The organism is Paracidobacterium acidisoli, assembly GCF_003428625.2.
Taxonomy (GTDB): Bacteria; Acidobacteriota; Terriglobia; order Terriglobales; family Acidobacteriaceae; genus Paracidobacterium; species Paracidobacterium acidisoli.
The window spans coordinates 624,512-641,782 of record NZ_QVQT02000001.1; the positions used below are offsets into that span (position 1 = coordinate 624,512).

Below are 17,271 nucleotides of genomic sequence, written 5' to 3' on the forward strand. Positions count from 1 at the left end.
CAGGAGTCAGCTCCGCGTGCCGGTCTTCTCGGTCGCCGGTTTCTCGCCCATCTTGTGGCGGACATCGGCGCCGCGCACCCAGAAGATGACGTCTTCGGAGATATTCGTCGCGTGATCGGCCACACGCTCCAGGCTGCGCGAGATCATCAGCGCATTCAGCGCCTGCGGAGTCAGATTCGGCTCCTTCTTCATCAGCGTCAGCAGCGTGTAATGCGCGGCTCCGTTCAGCTTGTCCACGCTGTCATCCATCGACAGCACGGTTTCGGCGGTCTGGGCGTCGGCTTCGATAAAGGCCTGCAGCGCCTTGCGCACCATGGAGCCGGCGAGGCTGGCCATGCGCGGAATATCGATCGGCAGATCGGCCACCGGGAAGGCCTGCAGCTCGCGCACGCGGTCGCTGATGCTGCGGGCCGCATCGCCCACACGCTCCAGGTCCGCGTTGATCTTGATTACGGCAAGGATGAAGCGCAGGTCGATGGCCATCGGCTGCTCCATCGCGAGCAGGTCGAGCGCCATCTGGTCGATCTCGCGCTCCAGGCGGTTGATGGCCAGCTCGCCGCGATCGACCAGGTCACAGATGGAAGTATCGCGGACGCGATAGGCTTCAATCGCGCGCTGAATCGCCTGTTCTGCCATACCGGCCATCACCAGCAGCTTTTCCTTCAGGTCATCGAGGCTTTGCCGGAATCTGAGTCGCATTATCCAAACCTGCCCGTGATGTAATCTTCCGTCCTCTTGTCTCCCGGATTTGTGAATATCTTGTGGGTCGAATCAAACTCGACAAGTTTTCCATTCAGGAAGAATCCGGTGCGCTCTGCCACACGAGCGGCCTGCTGCATGTTGTGCGTCACGATGACGATGGTGTACTGCGCCTTCAGCTGGAAGATCAGATCCTCGATCTTCGAGGTGGAGACGGGATCGAGCGCCGACGCCGGCTCATCCATCAGCAGCACCTCCGGATCGACGGCAAGCGCGCGCGCAATGCACAGACGCTGCTGCTGGCCGCCGGAGAGGCTCGCGCCCGATTTCTTCTTCAGATCGCCCTTCACCTCATCCCACAGCGCGGCGTGGATCAGCGAGCGCTCGACCACCTCGTCCAGCACGCGCCGGTTGCGGAAGCCGTTCAGCCGCAGGCCGGAGGCGACGTTGTCGTAAATGGACATGGTCGGAAAGGGGTTCGGACGCTGAAAGACCATACCGATGCGGCGGCGGATCTCGACCGGCGAAGCATCGCTGTAAATGTCAATTTCGCCGATGCGCACCGATCCGGTGACTTTGGCGATGGGATTGGTCTCGTGCATCCGGTTGAGGCAGCGCACGAAGGTCGATTTGCCGCAACCGGAGGGACCGATGAGCGCCGTCGCCTGGTTTGCGGGAATGTGCAGGTTAATATCCTGCAGCGTATGGTTGGCTCCATACCAGGCGTTCAGGTTCCTGACTTCGATGCCGACACCCACCTTAGCTTGCCCCTTTCAGCACACCGCGTGTGGTTACATAGCGCACCAGTGATACGGCGCCCACAATCAGAACGATCAGCACCAGAGCGCCGGCCCATGCCTGGCGGATCTGATCCTCATACGGCGACGCTGCATAGACATAAATCTGCAGCGGCAGTGCGGCAATCGGCTGGTTCACGTCCACGCTCCAGAACTGGGAGCCAAGCGCCGTAAACAGCAGCGGAGCCGTTTCGCCTGCGATGCGGGCAAAGGCCAGCATGCAGCCGGTGATCACGCCGGGGGAAGCCGTTCGTAACGTAATCGAGAGCACCGAGCGCCAGTTGGGCACGCCCAGTCCGAGCGCCGCTTCACGGATCGCGTGCGGCACCATCAGCAGCATCTCTTCGGAGGTGCGGGTGATGGTGGGAATCATCATGATCCCCAGGGCCACGCCGCCGGCCAGCGCCGAATAGTGCTTCTGGCGGGCGACGATCAGGGCATACATGGCGATGCCCATCACGATCGAGGGCACTCCGTTCAGCACGTCGGCGGTGAAGCGAACCAGGTTCGCCAGCTTTCCGCCTCGGCCGAACTCCGCAAGAAAGATACCGGCCGCGATACCGACCGGCACGCCGATCGCGCTGGCAACAGCCAGCAGAATGCCGGAGCCGACGATGGCGTTCGCCATGCCGCCGCCGGTCGCGCCCTCCGGAGCCGGAGTCTTCGTGAAAAAGGCCAGGTTGAGCGAGCTCGCTCCCTTAAAGAGCAGATACCCGAAGATCGCCACCAGCGGGGCAACGACCAGAATCGTGCTGAGAACAGCAAGGCCCGAGGCAAGATGGTTCGTTGCCATGCGGCGCATGCGGTTGGCCGTGCTCACTCGGTACTCGTTGGGCATCTCTCTGTTTCCTTTTGCCGTTTAAGCCACGCGAGGCGGCGCGCCGCGCGTTACCGCCCAGACCAGCAGACGCGCCAGAGCGTTCACAAGGATCGTAATGATAAACAGCGCCAGGCCTATCTCGATCAGCGCCGAAGTATGCGTATCGCTGGTCGCTTCGCTGAACTCGTTGGCGATCACGCTGGCCATGCTGTAGCCCGGCGCCAGCAGCGACTTTGAAATGGAGGCGGCCGAGTTGCCGATGACCATGGTCACCGCCATGGTTTCTCCCAGCGCACGCCCAAGGCCCAGAATCACCGACCCAACGATGCCGATGCGCGCATTGCGCAGAACACCCATGCGGATCATCTCCCACCGGGTCGCGCCCAGCGCCAGCACTGCTTCGCGCTGCGTATACGGCACGGCGATCATCACCTCGCGGGTCAGAGAAGAGATGATGGGCAGAATCATGATGGCGAGAATGACGCCCGCGGCAAACATGCCGATGCCGAGGTTCGGCCCCTGAAAGAGTCCCGTCCAGCCGAGAGTCTTCATCAATGCCGGGTTGACGTACTGGCGCAGAAGCGGAACCAGCACAAACACGCCCCAGAGCCCGTACACCACGCTCGGAATCGCCGCCAGCAGCTCGGTCAGAAAGGCCAGAGGTCCGCGCAGCATCTTCGGGCACATCTCCGTGATAAAGATGGCCACGCCCACCGCGAGCGGAACGGCGATTACCAGCGAAACCGCGGAAGTCACCAGCGTGCCGTAGATGAAGGGCAATGCGCCGAAGTTACCGTTGATCGGGTCCCAGCCGCTGCTCAGGAAGAACTTCCAGCCGAAGAGGCCAAGCGTGAGCTTCGATCCCTGCACCAGCGACGTCGCGATCAGCGCGACGATGCCGAAGATGCTCAGTGCACAGAGCAGCATCAGCCAGCGGAACGCCCGGTCCGACAGTGAAGAGTTTCCCCGGCTTGTCAGCCAGGTCCGCGCTTCCGATGGCTTATCCGCCGGCGGCACAGTCACAGACCCCTCCGCTGAAGCCGAGGGCTGCGGCACTCGCTCCTGAATACGTAGACTCACAACCTTTAACCCTATACGCGCTTTTTGAACGCCACGTTAAACGCAATGAAAAATCAGGGGATTACGAGCAGCATTGCGGAGGAGTTTCGGCTCTGAATTCCGGAAATTCCGGACGCAGCCTGCTTCGGCCGCGCCCGGTTTCCGAGGACTTACTGCAGCTTTCCGATCGCCACGCGCACCTTGTCGGAGACCGACTTGGGCAGCGGAGCGTAGTCGAGCGAGGTCACTTCGCCTTCGCCGTGATCCAGCATCCAGTAAAGGAAGTCCTTGATCACCTTACCCTTGGAAGCATCCTGCGCCTTTATCGGGATCAGCAGCCAGGTAAAGCTGGAGATCGGGTAGGCATTCGCGCCCGGAGCATTCGTGATCGAGACGCGGAAGTCTGCCGGCATCGTCTTCACGCTGGCCGCCGCTTCGGTCACGCCGTCGATGCTCGCCTTGACCCACTTGCCGGCTGCATTCCGCACCTGGCCGAAGGCGATTTTGTTCTGCAGAGCGTAGATCAGCTCCACATAGCCGATGGCGCCAGGCATCGTGCGGACGTTGCCCGCGACACCGGGGTTACCCGAGGCGCCGATTCCCTTCGGCCACTGCGGCGAGGTGCCGACGCCGACGCTGCTCTTCCACGAAGGGCTGACCTTCGACAGATAGTCGGTGAAGATATAGGTGGTGCCGCTGCCGTCGGAACGGTGTACCACGATGATGTCCTGATTGGGCAGCTTCACGCCCGGGTTGTCCTTCGCGATGCGCGCATCGCTCCAGTTGCCGATTTTGCCCTCAAAGATATCGGCCAGAACATCGGGAGAGAACTTCAGGTCGGAGCCCACGCCGGGCAGGTTGTAGATCGGCACAACGGCGCCCAGCACCGTCGGGATGTGCATCAGCTTTACCTTCGATTCAGCAAGCTGCTGATCGGTCATCGGACCGTCGCTCGCGCCGAAATCCACGGTCTGCGCGGTCACCTGGCGAATGCCGCCGCCCGATCCGATTGCCTGATAGTTGATCTGCACGCCCTGGTGCGAATTGCTGTACTCAATGAACCACTTGCTGTAGATCGGCGCCGGAAAGGTCGCTCCGGCTCCGTTGATCTTCTGCGCAAATCCAGCCGATGCGACGCAGGCGAGCAGCGCCGTCGATAAAAGAACACTTTTTTTCACTGTTTTCCCCCTCAGAAGTACTTGAAAAATCTTCCGTCCGGAGTGTTAACAAGGCATTACGAAAAGGTGAAAAGCGAGGAAAATCTGCCCCTGGACGTATTAATAACTATCTGAAAAATATAGACTTGCGAAGCCTTTGCGGAAATTTTCCACCAAATTTTTCGCCTGTCGCGATGCCGCTTACTTTTTGTGCTCTGCAATCTCCGGATCGGTCTCAGCGGCCGCAGGACGCTCCTGCTTCGCTGCCGTTTTCCCCGCCGGTTCTCCTTCGCCCGGCACTGCGGGCGGCGACGCGCACGGCAAAGTAAACAGGAAGGTTGCGCCCGCGCCCAGCTCGCTCTCCGCGCGGATCGCTCCGCCATGCGCCATCAGCACGTGCTTGACGATTGCCAGCCCCAGGCCGGTACCGCCCGACTCCCGCGAGCGCGCTTTATCCACCCGGTAAAACCGCTCGAAGATGCGGTCGAGATGCTCCGACGGGATGCCGGGTCCAAAATCCTGCACATAAAACTCGACCGAGCCCTCCAGCAGACGCGCTCCAACCCGCACCCGGCCGCCGGCTCCGCCGTACTTCATAGCGTTTTCGATCAGGTTGCCGAAGACCTGGGTCATCGCGTCCACATCGGCCATCACCCATTCCGTGGTGACGCTGCCCTCGACCAGCAGGACGCCGGAATCGACCACCATGCCGGCCAGCGACTCGATCGCATCCGAGACCAGCGCCGAGGCCCGCACGCGCTGCAGGCGCAGCTTGTATTCGCCGGATTCCACGCTGGCCAGGGCCAGCAGGTCCTCCGTCAGGCGGTTCATGCGCTTCGCGTTTTTCAGAATGATGGAGAGAAACTCCCGGGCATTCTCCGGCAGCTCCACAATGTCTTCGAGCAGCGTCTCCACGTATCCGGAGATCGAGGTGAGCGGCGTTCTCAGCTCATGCGAGACGTTGGCGATAAAATCGCGCCGCGTCTTTTCCACGCGATCCACTTCGGTCACATCGTGCAGCACGGCCACGGCGCCGCCGCCCGGCGTGGGGGCTGCGCTGACCTCGAAGATCCTGCCCGGCACCATCGAGGTGGCCCTGCCGCTGCATATCTCACGGCTCTTGAGCGCAGTCTGCACGCAGGTCAGCACATCGGGATCGCGAATGATGTGCACCAGCGGACGCCCTTCGCGCACCGCGCCGGGAGCGAAGCGCTGCATCACGGTGTTGGACCAGCTCACATGTCCTGAGGCATTTACGGCGACCACGGCCTCCTGCATGCTGTCGAGCAGAGCGGCCAGCTCGCGCTGTTTGCTCTCAAGCGCATGGAAGCTCTGTTCGAGGCGATCGGCCGTCGCGTCAAGCGCGTGCGCCGCCTCCGAGATCTCGTCCAGGTTTTCGTGCCGGTCGTCGACCGGAGCGATGCGGGCCGAAAAATCTCCGGCCGCGATCCGGCTGGCGAAGTCGGCGATCCGCTCCATGCGGCGCGAGAGCTGCTGCGCGAAGAAGGCGGCCAGCAGCGTCGCAATCACGACCGAAGCCAGCGAAACCAGCAGCAGATAGCCGTGCGAGCCGGCCGTGACGCGCAGCAGGAACAAATCGAGGAGGACCGTGCCGATGCACAGTACCAGGACAAAGGAGAACAACAGCCTGAAGAAGAATCTGCCCGTCACATGCGTATCCTGGTCACCACGCGTGGGCTGGCCACGCATTCCGGCCGCCGAAGGAACGGGACTTCCGCCGAAGTCCGTTCCACGTCTTTCGTTTGCTGCCGCTTACGCCGTCCGCGGAATCTCGAACCGGTAACCGGCGCCGCGCACCGTCTTCAGATAGCGCGGATTCTCCGGATCTGCCTCGATTTTCTCACGGATGCGCCGTACATAAACGTCGACGGACCGGGGGGTTACGAAGCGTGCATCGCCCCAGACCGCATCCAGCAGGTGGTCGCGGCTGAAGACCCGGCCCGGGTGCCGCGCCAGGTAATCGAGCAGCCGGAATTCGGTCGCGGTGGTCGTGGTCAGGTCGCCGCGCACCCGCAGCTGCATGGCGCTGGCATCGATCTCCACGTCTTCAAAGCTGATCAGCGACGGCGTGGAGGGCCGCTCGAAGCGGCGCAGGACCGCCTTGACGCGGGCCAGCAGCTCACGCGGCGCAAAGGGCTTGGTGATGTAATCGTCGGCGCCCAGCTCCAGCCCCAGCACCCGGTCGTTTTCGCCCGCGCGCGCGGTCACGAAGATGATCGGAATCGTGCTCAGCGCCGGATGATTGCGCAGCCTCCGGCAGACATCGAGGCCGTCGCCGCCGGGAACCATGATGTCCAGCAGGAACAGCGCAGGCGGCTGGCGCTCGGCATCGGCAACGATGTTGGTAGGGGTGCCATAGATGCGGGCGGGAAATCCAGCCGCCTCCAGGTGATGCTGCATAAGGCGGGCTATATCCGCATCATCTTCAAGAACAAATACCGTCTGGCTCAACCGTCTTTTCCTCGTCCCACAGCCGGAGGGGATTCCGGCCCGGAGATTGCCTTAATGCCATCAGGCTACACCGGAAAGGCAAAGAGAATGCAAAAGCTGTGTAAATTCCGCAGGCCGGTACCGGTCTCACCGGTCCGGCTTTGGCGGTCTCCCGCAGCCGAAACCGGGACCGGCAAGACGGCTAACACCTGAAGAATCCAGATGCTATACTTCGTCCATCTTCGCTGCACGGCTTGCGGGGCGGTAGGTTCAGATCACACAGCTGAACGGGTAGCTGGTTCTCGTGTCCACGGATTTGACGATACTCTGCATCGATGATGAGGCCCTTGGCCTCCAGATCCGCAAGGCGGTGCTGGAGCGCGCCGGTTATCGGGTTCTGACGGCGCTCGACGGCCAGTCGGGCATCTCTCTTTTTCTGGATCAGGCCATCGATGCGGTCATCCTCGACTTCTATATGCCGGGGATGGACGGCGGTAAAGTCGCCGCGATCATGCGCAGCGAGCGGCCGCAGATTCCCATCATGCTGCTTTCGGCCTATATCAACCTGCCCTCCGATACCACGGCGCTGGCAGATCTGACGCTGCTCAAGGGGGGAGAGCCCTCCGATTTTCTGGCCCGTGTGGGACAGATGCTGACAGCCAGCCAGGCGCGCGTCGACAGGGGGGCCCTCGGTGAACCTGCATGAGTTCCGCCGCATTCTCCGCGAGACTCTCTTTGTTCCGATTCTGACCCTTCTGCTCCTGGCCGGATTTGTCCTCGGACAGATCTGGAACACGGACAAAGCGCAGATGTGGCTCGACCACAGCGACGACATCACCGACCAGATACAAACGCTGTCCGTCCTGGTCGTCGACCAGGAGACCGGCCTGCGCGGCTTCCAGCTGACCAACGATCCGGTGATGCTCACGCCGTACCATGCCGCGGCACCGCAGATCGAATCGGCCTTCAGCAGCCTCGATCGCCTGATCGGCAGCGATGCGGAGCAGCGCGCGGCCCTCGTTCAGGTACACGATCGGTACAGTCTGTGGCTGGGCTTTGCCGAGCCGATCCTCGCCGGTAAAGCGGGCGCCGCCAACGACCACGATCTGAACCTGCGCGGCAAGCAGCTGATGGACCACCTCCGCTCCGGCCTGAACGACATGCGGATGATCCAGGAGCACCAGCGGCGCAGACGGTCGGCCCTGGTGCACCGCCGCGAGCACGAAGAGTTCCTGGCCATTCTTATCTCCGCCATCCTCGTCGGCGTGTTCCTCGGCTTCTTCACGCGCGGCCGCATCCGCAATATGTCGCGCAGCTACAACCGCGCGCTCGAAGAGGCCGACCAGCGGACCGAAGAGGCCGCCGAAAGCCGGCAGTGGTTCCGGACCACGCTCGAATCCATCGGCGATGCCGTCATCGCCTGCGATATCGAAGGCCGCGTGAACTTCATGAACGCCATCGCCGAGACCCTGACCGGATGGGATGTGGATGACGCTCAGGGAGAGCCGCTTCACGAGGTCTTTTACATCATCAATGAGACCACCCGTGAGCGCTGCGAAAATCCCGTCGAAAAGGTGCTGCGCCTGCGCACCGTGGTGGGCCTCGCCAACCACACGGCGCTCATCTCCAGAGACGGCGCTGAATACGTGATCGACGACAGCGCCGCTCCCATTCTCGATGCCGATGGCCGCCTGACGGGCATCGTACTGGTCTTTCGCGATGTCACCGAAGCGCGCCGCTCGGAAGCCGCGCTCATCGCCTCGGAAAAGCTGGCCGTGGCCGGACGCCTGGCCGCCAGCATCGCGCATGAGATTCACAATCCGCTCGACTCGGTCGCCAACCTGCACTTCCTGCTCTCCGGCGAGTCCGACGCCGCAAAGCGCGCCGAGTACCTGAAGCTCGCGCAGCAGGAGGTCTCCCGCACCATGCAGATCAGCCGCACCATGCTGAGCCTGTATCGCGAGCCGAACGCGCCCGTTCAGGTCGACCTCAGCGACCTCATCGACGGCGTGCTGCTGCTGCTCGACCGCAGGCTGAAACAACTGGGCATCACGGTGGAAAAGAGCACCTTCGCCTCGCTCCATGTCGAGGGCTTCCCGGCCGAGCTGCGCCAGGTCTTCACCAACATCATCCTCAATGCCGCCGAGGCCGCGGGCCACGACGGGCGCATTCACATTCACATGGAAGAGGCGCCGGCTGAAGAGCTGCACGGCGCCGGAGCCATCGTCGAAGTCACCGACAGCGGTCCGGGAATTTCAGAGAGCGCGAGCCAGAAGCTCTTCCAGCCCTTCTACACCACCAAGGGAGAAGACGGAACCGGCCTCGGCCTCTGGGTCAGCATGGGCATCGTGCAGAAGCATGGCGGCGCCATCCGCATCGGCAACGGCTCCGTCAATGGCCTGCAGGGCGCAAGCATCCGCGTCTATCTGCCGTCGCGCACCATGGCCAGCGCCGCGACCCGCTCCACGCCCCAGCTCCTCTGAAGATCCGGCATACGCGCAGGCTCAGCCTCTGCGCATGTTGCTCGATGTGCCTCCGGCCGCCGGAATATAGCACTTCTGCGTGTAGTCCATCACCATGCGGTCGGCGTTGAAGCGCCAGCCCAGCGTGCGGATGGTCCGCTTCATGCGTTTGATCCAGCCGCGCGGCAGGCCGTCCGCGTCGCGCTGGTAGTACAGCGGAATCACCTCTTCGCGCAGCACGCGATACAGATCGTCGCTGTCGCGGCTGTCGTGCACATCCATGTTGAGGTGCGTGCGCCCGGTGCCGATGGCGAATCCGTTCAGCCCGTCGTAGGCCTCGGCCCACCAGCCGTCGAGCACCGAGAGGTTCAGCCCGCCGTTCAGCACCACCTTCTGGCCCGACGTGCCCGAAGCCTCCAGCGGACGCCGCGGATTATTCAGCCACACGTCCACGCCCTGCACGAAGCGGCGGCCCACGTTGATGTCGTAGTCTTCGACGAAGACGAAGCGGTCCGCGAACTGGCTGTCGTGCATCAGCTGCGCCACCTGCTGCAGCACACGCTTGCCCGGCTCGTCCTGTGGATGCGCCTTGCCGGCAAAGACGAACTGCACCGGACGCTTGGGATCGTTCACCATCGTCGCCAGCCGCTCGATGTCGGAGAGGATCAGGTTGGCGCGCTTGTAGGTTGCGAAGCGGCGCGCAAAGCCGATCGTCAGCGCATCGGGGCTCAGCACGCGGCCCAGCCGCAGCACCGCGTCGCGGGCCTCGCCGCGCCGCTCGGCCTGTTCCATCGCGCGCTGCCGCACGAACTCCAGCATCTGCGCCTTCAGCGCGAAGTGCGTCTCCCACAGCTCGCCGTCGTCGACGTCTTCAATGCCCTCCCATGTGCGGGCCTCGCCGCTGTGCGCCTGCCAGTTCGCGCCCAGATGCCGCTCGTACAGCCGCGCCATCTGCGGAGCCAGCCACGTCGGCACGTGCACGCCGTTGGTCACGTGGCCGATCGGCACCTCGTCTTCCGGTTTGCCGGGATACAGCACCGTCCACATCTCGCGCGAGACCTCGCCGTGCAGCGCGGAGACGGCATTGGCGCGGCGCGAGAGCTTCAGCCCCAGCACCGTCATGCAGAACTCTTCTGAGTGGTTCGACGGATTCTCGCGTCCCAGAGCCATCAGCTGATCGTGCGAAAGTCCGAGCGATTCGCGCAGCGGCCCCAGATGCTCCTCGATCAGATCCGGATGGAAGCGGTCGTGCCCTGCCGGAACCGGCGTGTGCGTGGTAAACACCGCCTCGCGCGCGATGTGCGGAGCCGTCGCCTGAAAGTTGGTTCCCTCTTCGCGCATTCGCGTCAGAATCGCCTCGAGCAGAACAAAGCCGCTGTGCCCCTCATTCAGGTGCAGCACGCCGGGCGATACGCCCATCGCCTTCAGCGCGCGGAAGCCGCCGATCCCGAGCAGCAGCTCCTGGCGAATACGCACCCGCCGGTCGCCGCCGTAGAGACGCGAGGTCAGCTCGCGGTCTTCCGGAGCGTTGCCCTCCACATTCGAATCGAGCAGCAGCAGCACGATGCGGCCCACCTTCAGCCGCCACACGCGGGCGCGAATGGGATTGCGGCGCGTCTCGATCTGGACCGTCACCACTTCGCCGTTCGTGCCGATCGCCGGCTCGATGGCAAGCTGGCTGGTGTCGGTCTCGATATAGTCCTCGTGCTGCCAGCCGGTCTTGTCCAGCCACTGCCGGAAGTAGCCCTGGCCGTAAAACAGGCCGATGGCGATCAGCGGAATATCGAGATCGGAGGCGCTCTTGATGTGATCGCCCGCCAGCACGCCGAGGCCGCCTGAGTAAACCGGCAGCGATTCGTGAATGCCGAACTCGGCCGAGAAGTACGCGACCGGATGCGCGCGCAGCACGCCCGCATGTGTCGCGCCCCAGCTGCGGTCGGCCTTCAGATACTCGCGCTTGCGCCGGTAGGCATAATTGATGCGGCTGTGCAGCACCAGCTCATTGGCGCGCTGCTCGATCGTCGCCAGCGGCATCTCGTTCAGCAGCGCAATGGGGTTGTGATTCAGCTCGCGCCAGCGCGTCGGATTCAGATCGAGAAAGAGCGATGCCGTCTCGTTGTCCCAGCTCCACCACAGATTGCGGGCCAGCGACCAGAGGCGCTCCTGCACCGGAGCGATGAAGCGGTCAAGCGTCCGCGCCTCGCTCACCACCGCCGCCACCTGTCCGGCGGCCTCGGCCAGCCTGCGCACCTCGTCGTCGCGGAAGCTGCGCGCCTCGATGGTCTGCACCACCAGCACGCCCTGCAGCACGCCGCGGTCGATCAGCGGCACGCCCAGAAAGGAGCGGTAGTCGTCTTCACCCGACTGCTCGAAGTATTTGAAGCGCGGATGCGTCCGCGCCTCCTCGGCTGCCACCGGACGAACCTGCTCGGCGACCAGGCCGGCCAGACCTTCGCTGAGCAGCATGCGCAGCGTGCCGATACAGGAGGCGCGCAGGCCGACCGTCGCCGCCAGCACCATGTTGGCCCGGTCCGGCTCCAGCAGATAAATCGAGCACACATCGGTCTGAAAGCGGCGGGCGATCAGCTTCACCACCTGCATCAGCGTCTCCGCCGGCTTGCCGCTGTCTTCCATTAACTGGCCGACTTCTTCCGATGTCAGCACTGGGTTCACCTCGATCGAGTCGGTGGATTGAGACATAGAGTATGCTCCGTCCCGGCGCGCCGGCGCTTCTGCCGGAGCGGTTGATGCAGCCTGAAGGTTCGCCTCCCCATCAGGTCCTTGCGGGCACAGGGGTACTGCAAACGTGCCGTGTTTCAGGCGCCGGGGGAGGAGCACAGATCAAAGTTCGTCCAGTCTATAACGGTTCCGTTGCAATCGATGATGCAAATCGGGAGGAAGCAGGCATATTGCAGCCGCCCCGGCACGCAGCTAAGCCGAGGGCGGACGAAACTCCAGACCGGCCTGCCGCGCCGACTGTTCAGTGGCCTGCAGGTCAACCTGGTCAAGAGAGATACGCTGCTGGCGTCCGGCCGCCGCTTCATCGAGCACGATCAGCGTCGTCGGCGTCAGCGCGTAATTACGAATTTCCTGGGTATGTCCGTCGCGAAAGACGACCGTCAGCGTCGGCTCGGCTATGGGAGCCGGCTGGCTGGTCTGAGACAAACGCTCCTGAGGCGCGTACTCCGGAGGGGGCGCGTAATCCTGCCGGGCATCGCTCTCCTCATACGGCTGATTGCTGTATCCTTCGGGCGCTTCGGCAGAACCGTTCTGATCGGGAGCCGCCTCTGCGGACGCGGAGCCGGAGTCGTCATACTCCTGGTCGCCGTATCCCATGAAGTCCGGATAACCCACCTCCCACGGAACCAGCCCGACCGCGCCGCCGTATCCATAGCCCCGGTACGGGCTGCGATACCGGTAGCGGTGATCGCCGCGCGCGTGTCCGTCTCCGTATCCGTTTCCGTTATGGAAGCCGTTTGCCGTGCGGGACCACGCAGCTCCGCTCGCAGGCCTGCTGCGTCCGAAATATGGAGTCGTAAAGGCATTCAGCCGCTGCGAGGTGAGGCCGGGCTGTCCCCAGGAAGATGCGCTGCGGTTCACAGGAAATGATCCGGAGAATGACCTGGAAAATGATCCGGGCGGGAGAAAGGCGCGAGGCGCTGTTGAAAATCCGCCGCTGTTCAGAGGACGACCGGCGAAACCGCCTCCCGCGGGGTGCCCGGCAAAGCCGCCGCCCACCGCATGTCCTCCGCCTCCGCCATGACTGCCGGAACCACCAGCGCCGCGCTGCGCCATAGCGCCGGGCACAGAGATCAGCATGGCAACCGCACACACCAGCGAGGCTCGGATGAGAAACCTCATATGCAAAGTCTACTCCTCTGCTCCGAAGCGCTGCTCCGAAACCGCATGGAGAATTCTTCCCTGCGCTCCGGGCATACCTGCCCTGTCTACAGAACGCAGCCGCACCGGTCCGCGCTCGGAAAACCCTCGGACGCGGTGGATTGCCGGGCCGATTCATTACACTCCCCGATTCATTACACTCTCTGAGATGCCCGATCGCCCTCTGATGTCCGTTGCGCCCGTCACCCTCGAAGGCAGTCTGGTGCGGCTCGAGCCGCTCCGCATCGAGCACCTGCCGGCTCTGGCCGCCATCGCCTTCCATCCCGAGATCTGGCGCTGGATGCCGCTTCACGTCGAAACCGAAGACGATCTGCGCCGGTGGATCGAAAAGGCACTCGCGGACGCGAACGCCGGCAGAGCCATGCCCTGGATCACGTGGAGCAAACGCCACAACCGTTATGTCGGCTCTACGCGCTTCATGGACATCGACCGGGCCAACCGCATCCTCGAGCTGGGCAGCACCTGGATCGATCCCGAGGTGCAGCGCACCGGCATCAATGCCGAAGCGAAGTACCTGCAGATGACATATGCCTTCGAGGTAATGGGCGCGATGCGCGTCGGCCTCAAAACCCATCACCTCAATCTGCAGTCGCAGAACGCCATGCGCGCGATGGGCGCAACGTACGAGGGCACGCTGCGCAACAGCGTCATTCAGCCCGATGGAAGTATCCGCCACAGCGTCTGGTTCAGCGTTATCAGTGAAGAGTGGCCACAGGTAAAGGCCGCGATGGAAGGCCGCCTCGCACGTCACGCATAAAAGCCACGCGCATCAATGACACGAATGAACGCAAAGGCCCTCCCGCGGGAGGGCCTTTTTCCATCAGCGCAGACGCTATCGGCGGCTCGCCGTCGCCGTGGGAAGCTGGCGCACCTTGCTGTGCTTCACCGAGTAGCTGAAGTAGATGATGAGACCGATCACCAGCCAGCTGGTGAAGCCGACCTTCGCGGGCGTGTCGGTCGAGACCATCAGCGACAGCGAAATCAGAATGCCGGCCAGCGGCACGAACGGCACCCACGGTGTGCGGAAGGGACGCGGAATATCGGGCTGCCGCACGCGCATCACCCACACGCCCAGGCAGACGATGGCGAAGGCAAGCAGCGTGCCGAGGCTGACCAGCTCGCCCAGAAACGAGATGTTGAAGAACGCGGCCAGGAAGGCGACGAGGATGCCGACCGCAATCGTAACCAGCCACGGCGTGCGGAAGCGCGGATGAATGCGGCCGACCCAGGGAGGCAGCAGCCCGTCCTTCGACATAGTGTAGAGAACGCGCGTCTGTCCCAGAATCATGACCAGCATGACGGAGGCAAGACCGGCGATGGCGCCAAGGTCGATCATGCACACGCCCCAGGTGGCGCCGATGGCCGCCGCGCCGTCCGCCACCGGAGCCGCCGTATTCAGCGTCGAATAAGGCTTCAGCCCGGTGAGCAGTCCGGCGACGATGATGTAGAGGAGCGTGCAGAGAACGAGCGAGCCCAGAATGCCGAAGGGCAGATCGCGCTGCGGGTTCCGCGACTCCTGCGCCGCCGTCGAGACGGCGTCGAAGCCGATGTAGGCGAAGAAGACCACGCTCGCGCCGCGCATGATGCCCGACCATCCGAACGCGCCGAAGTGGCCCTGGTTCTTCGGAATGAACGGATGCCAGTTGGCCATCATGATGTGCCAGTGGCCGAAGGCAAACGAGATGGCGAGGCCGATAAAGATAAAGACGACCGAGACCTTGATGATCACGGCGGCGCTGTTGAAGTTGGCCGACTCGCGCACGCCGATCACCAGAATCGTGCTCACCACGATAATGGCCGCAAGCGCGAAGATATCGACCTTTGCCGAGAACGGATGCCCCCAGAGAGCAAGCGTGACCGACGGCGTCGGATTGAATGGAAGCCGGACACCGAAGAAGCCCAGCAGACTGCTCACGTAGCCGCTCCAGCCGACGGCGACGGTGGCCGCGCCGAAGGCATATTCGAGGCAGAGCGCCCAGCCGATAATCCAGGCGACCAGCTCGCCGAGCGTCGTGTAGCCGTAGGTGTAGGCGCTGCCGGCAATCGGAATCATCGCGGCGAACTCCGCATAGCAGAGACCGGCAAAAACGCAGCCGGTGCCGGCAATGATGAACGAGATCACGATGGCGGGCCCGGCGAACTGCGCCGCGGCCGTGCCGGTGAGCACGAAGATGCCCGCGCCGATGATGGCGCCGACGCCAAGGGTGATCAGATTGATCGGGCCGAGCGAGCGTTTGAGCGTGTGCTCGCCTTCATCGCTGGCTTCCTTCTGCACGACGGAAAGAGGTTTTACCGCAAAAAGTTTAGCCATCGATCAGGCACTTCCTCTCAGAGACAAATTCAGAGCGAGTTCTCCGCGCGGCTCCGCCGGGACCAGATCGCAAACACCGGTATCCCCAGCAGCACAATCAGAATTCCAGGCCATGTGTACTGCGGTTTATAGCGCAATAGTACGATACAGATCCACGCCGCCATCACTATATAGATCGCCGGCAGCACAGGATACCCGAACGCCTTGTAAGGCCGCTCGGCATTTGGCCGCTTCACCCGCAGCACAAACAGGCTCGCGATGGTGAGGCTGTAAAAGATCAGCTCCACGCAGATGATGTAGTCGAGCAGCTGGCTGTAGGAGCCGGAGAGGCAGAGCACGCACGTCCACAGCCCCTGCACCACCAGCGCCGCCACCGGCGTGTTGTGCTTCGGATGCAGCCGCCCCGCGGCGCGAAAGAACAGCCCGTCGCGGCTCATCGCGTAATAGACGCGCGCCCCGGCCAGCGTGAGCCCGTTGGCGCATCCGAAGGTCGAGATCAGAATCGCCCCCGCCATCAGATACGCGCCGCCATGCGAGAAGACCTGCTGCAGCGCAGCCGTGGCCACGCGATCCTCCGAGGCGAACTGTATGCCGCGGACAAATGCGGTCGCTCCATGCGGATCGCCGTGCAGCGGCAGCGCCAGCAGATAGACGACGTTCGCCAGGATATAGAGCGTCATCACCAGCCCTGTTCCCAGCACCAGCGACAGCGGCAGATTCCGCCGCGGATTCCGCACCTCGCCCGCCGTGTAGGTCACGTTGTTCCACGCATCGGCGGAGAAGAGCGATCCGGTCTGCACCACGGCCAGCACGGTAAAAAGGCCGACCATCGTGATCGGCCCTCCCATGCCCACCTGCACCGCGTGCAGCGTATGCAGCGATGCGCCATGCCAGAAGCTCGCGCCGAAGTTCGCGTGGATCGCCGCCGCGTTGCGTCCCAGCAGCAGCCCGAAGCCGACCAGCCCCAGCAGCGCCGCCGTCTTTGCCGTGGTGAATACGTTCTGCACCAGCGCGCCCAGCTTCAGGCCGAAGACGTTCACCACCATCAGCACCAGAATCACGGCCATCGCCGTCAGATTCTGCGTGTTCAGGCCGATATCCATATTGCCGAGCACCATCGGCCCCACGGCCAGCGCGGGGATATGCCCGATATGCCAGATCCAGTGCGTCGAAGAGATCGCCGGAAAGAAGACGCCGAGAAACTTGCCGAAGCCCACGGCAACCGCCGCAATCGTGCCCGTCTGGATCACCAGAAAGAGCGTCCATCCGAAGAGAAAGCCCCACAGGCGTCCCAGCGCCTCGCGCAGGTAGATATACTGACCGCCTGCGTGCGGCATCATCGCCGCCAGCTCGCCGTAACTCAGCGCGCCGATCATGGTCATCACCGTGGCTACCAGCCATGCCCCGATCAGCAGCGCCGGCGAGCCGACCGTCCGCCCGATATCGGCGGAGACCAGGAAGATTCCGGACCCGATCATCGAGCCCATCACAATGGCCGTGGAACTGAAGAGCCCGAGACTCGCCACCAGACGCGGGGTACCCGGTTTTGGAGCCTGTACGGTGGTTTCCGTGGACGTCACTGTCCCTTTGTTCTACTCGAAAACCCAGCGATTTG

Annotated in this window: 14 protein-coding genes; 3 read left to right on the forward strand and 11 right to left on the reverse strand. The window is 63.3% G+C overall.

The window, feature by feature from the left end:
- Positions 1-6: 6 nt before the first annotated feature.
- From phoU to D0Y96_RS02705, 7 genes are all read right to left on the reverse strand, one after another.
- A complete protein-coding gene (gene phoU, locus D0Y96_RS02675) occupies positions 7-699 on the reverse strand; it encodes a phosphate signaling complex protein PhoU (RefSeq protein WP_117297774.1) in 693 nt (230 codons plus the stop codon).
- Positions 699-1,457 (reverse strand): phosphate ABC transporter ATP-binding protein PstB, encoded by a 759-nt coding sequence (gene pstB / locus D0Y96_RS02680; RefSeq protein WP_117297775.1) that lies wholly within the window; start codon positions 1,455-1,457, stop codon positions 699-701. Before pstB ends, phoU begins: the two co-directional genes overlap by 1 nt.
- Position 1,458: 1 nt before the next feature.
- On the reverse strand, positions 1,459-2,334 hold the full coding sequence (pstA, locus tag D0Y96_RS02685; RefSeq protein ID WP_117297776.1) for a phosphate ABC transporter permease PstA: 876 nt from the start codon (positions 2,332-2,334) through the stop codon (positions 1,459-1,461).
- A gap of 21 nt (positions 2,335-2,355) precedes the next feature.
- Positions 2,356-3,339: a phosphate ABC transporter permease subunit PstC gene (pstC, locus tag D0Y96_RS02690; protein WP_350448953.1), complete on the reverse strand. Its 984-nt coding sequence runs from the start codon at positions 3,337-3,339 to the stop codon at positions 2,356-2,358.
- Between the two features lie 206 nt (positions 3,340-3,545).
- On the reverse strand, positions 3,546-4,553 hold the full coding sequence (gene pstS / locus D0Y96_RS02695; protein ID WP_117297777.1) for a phosphate ABC transporter substrate-binding protein PstS: 1,008 nt from the start codon (positions 4,551-4,553) through the stop codon (positions 3,546-3,548).
- Positions 4,554-4,733: 180 nt separating this feature from the next.
- Complete coding sequence (locus D0Y96_RS02700; protein ID WP_252263393.1) at positions 4,734-6,176, reverse strand: ATP-binding protein; 1,443 nt, start codon at positions 6,174-6,176, stop codon at positions 4,734-4,736.
- Positions 6,177-6,305: 129 nt separating this feature from the next.
- Positions 6,306-7,004, reverse strand: a complete 699-nt coding sequence (locus D0Y96_RS02705; RefSeq protein WP_117297779.1) for a winged helix-turn-helix domain-containing protein — start codon at positions 7,002-7,004, stop codon at positions 6,306-6,308.
- Positions 7,005-7,287: 283 nt separating this feature from the next.
- On the opposite strand from D0Y96_RS02705, the gene D0Y96_RS02710 reads away from it, so the two are divergent.
- Positions 7,288-7,689, forward strand: a complete 402-nt coding sequence (locus D0Y96_RS02710) for a response regulator (RefSeq protein WP_117297780.1) — start codon at positions 7,288-7,290, stop codon at positions 7,687-7,689.
- Positions 7,676-9,466, forward strand: coding sequence for a CHASE3 domain-containing protein (locus tag D0Y96_RS02715; protein WP_117297781.1), 1,791 nt, complete (start codon positions 7,676-7,678; stop codon positions 9,464-9,466). Before D0Y96_RS02710 ends, D0Y96_RS02715 begins: the two co-directional genes overlap by 14 nt.
- Before the next feature lie 21 nt (positions 9,467-9,487).
- Here D0Y96_RS02715 and glgP read toward each other — a convergent pair whose 3' ends face one another.
- Positions 9,488-12,145: an alpha-glucan family phosphorylase gene (gene glgP, locus D0Y96_RS02720; protein ID WP_199480153.1), complete on the reverse strand. Its 2,658-nt coding sequence runs from the start codon at positions 12,143-12,145 to the stop codon at positions 9,488-9,490.
- Between the two features lie 231 nt (positions 12,146-12,376).
- Entirely contained in the window at positions 12,377-13,306 is a 930-nt protein-coding gene (locus tag D0Y96_RS02725) for a hypothetical protein (protein WP_147324893.1), read from the reverse strand.
- A 205-nt stretch (positions 13,307-13,511) separates the two neighbouring features.
- Here D0Y96_RS02725 and D0Y96_RS02730 point away from each other — a divergent pair, with 205 nt between their 5' ends.
- On the forward strand, positions 13,512-14,102 hold the full coding sequence (locus tag D0Y96_RS02730; RefSeq protein ID WP_158562144.1) for a GNAT family N-acetyltransferase: 591 nt from the start codon (positions 13,512-13,514) through the stop codon (positions 14,100-14,102).
- Positions 14,103-14,177: 75 nt separating this feature from the next.
- On the opposite strand, the gene D0Y96_RS02735 is transcribed toward D0Y96_RS02730, so the two are convergent.
- On the reverse strand, positions 14,178-15,656 hold the full coding sequence (locus D0Y96_RS02735) for an amino acid permease (protein ID WP_117297784.1): 1,479 nt from the start codon (positions 15,654-15,656) through the stop codon (positions 14,178-14,180).
- 29 nt (positions 15,657-15,685) lie between these two features.
- On the reverse strand, positions 15,686-17,236 hold the full coding sequence (locus D0Y96_RS02740) for an APC family permease (protein ID WP_434090765.1): 1,551 nt from the start codon (positions 17,234-17,236) through the stop codon (positions 15,686-15,688).
- Between the last annotated feature and the right edge of the window lie 35 nt (positions 17,237-17,271).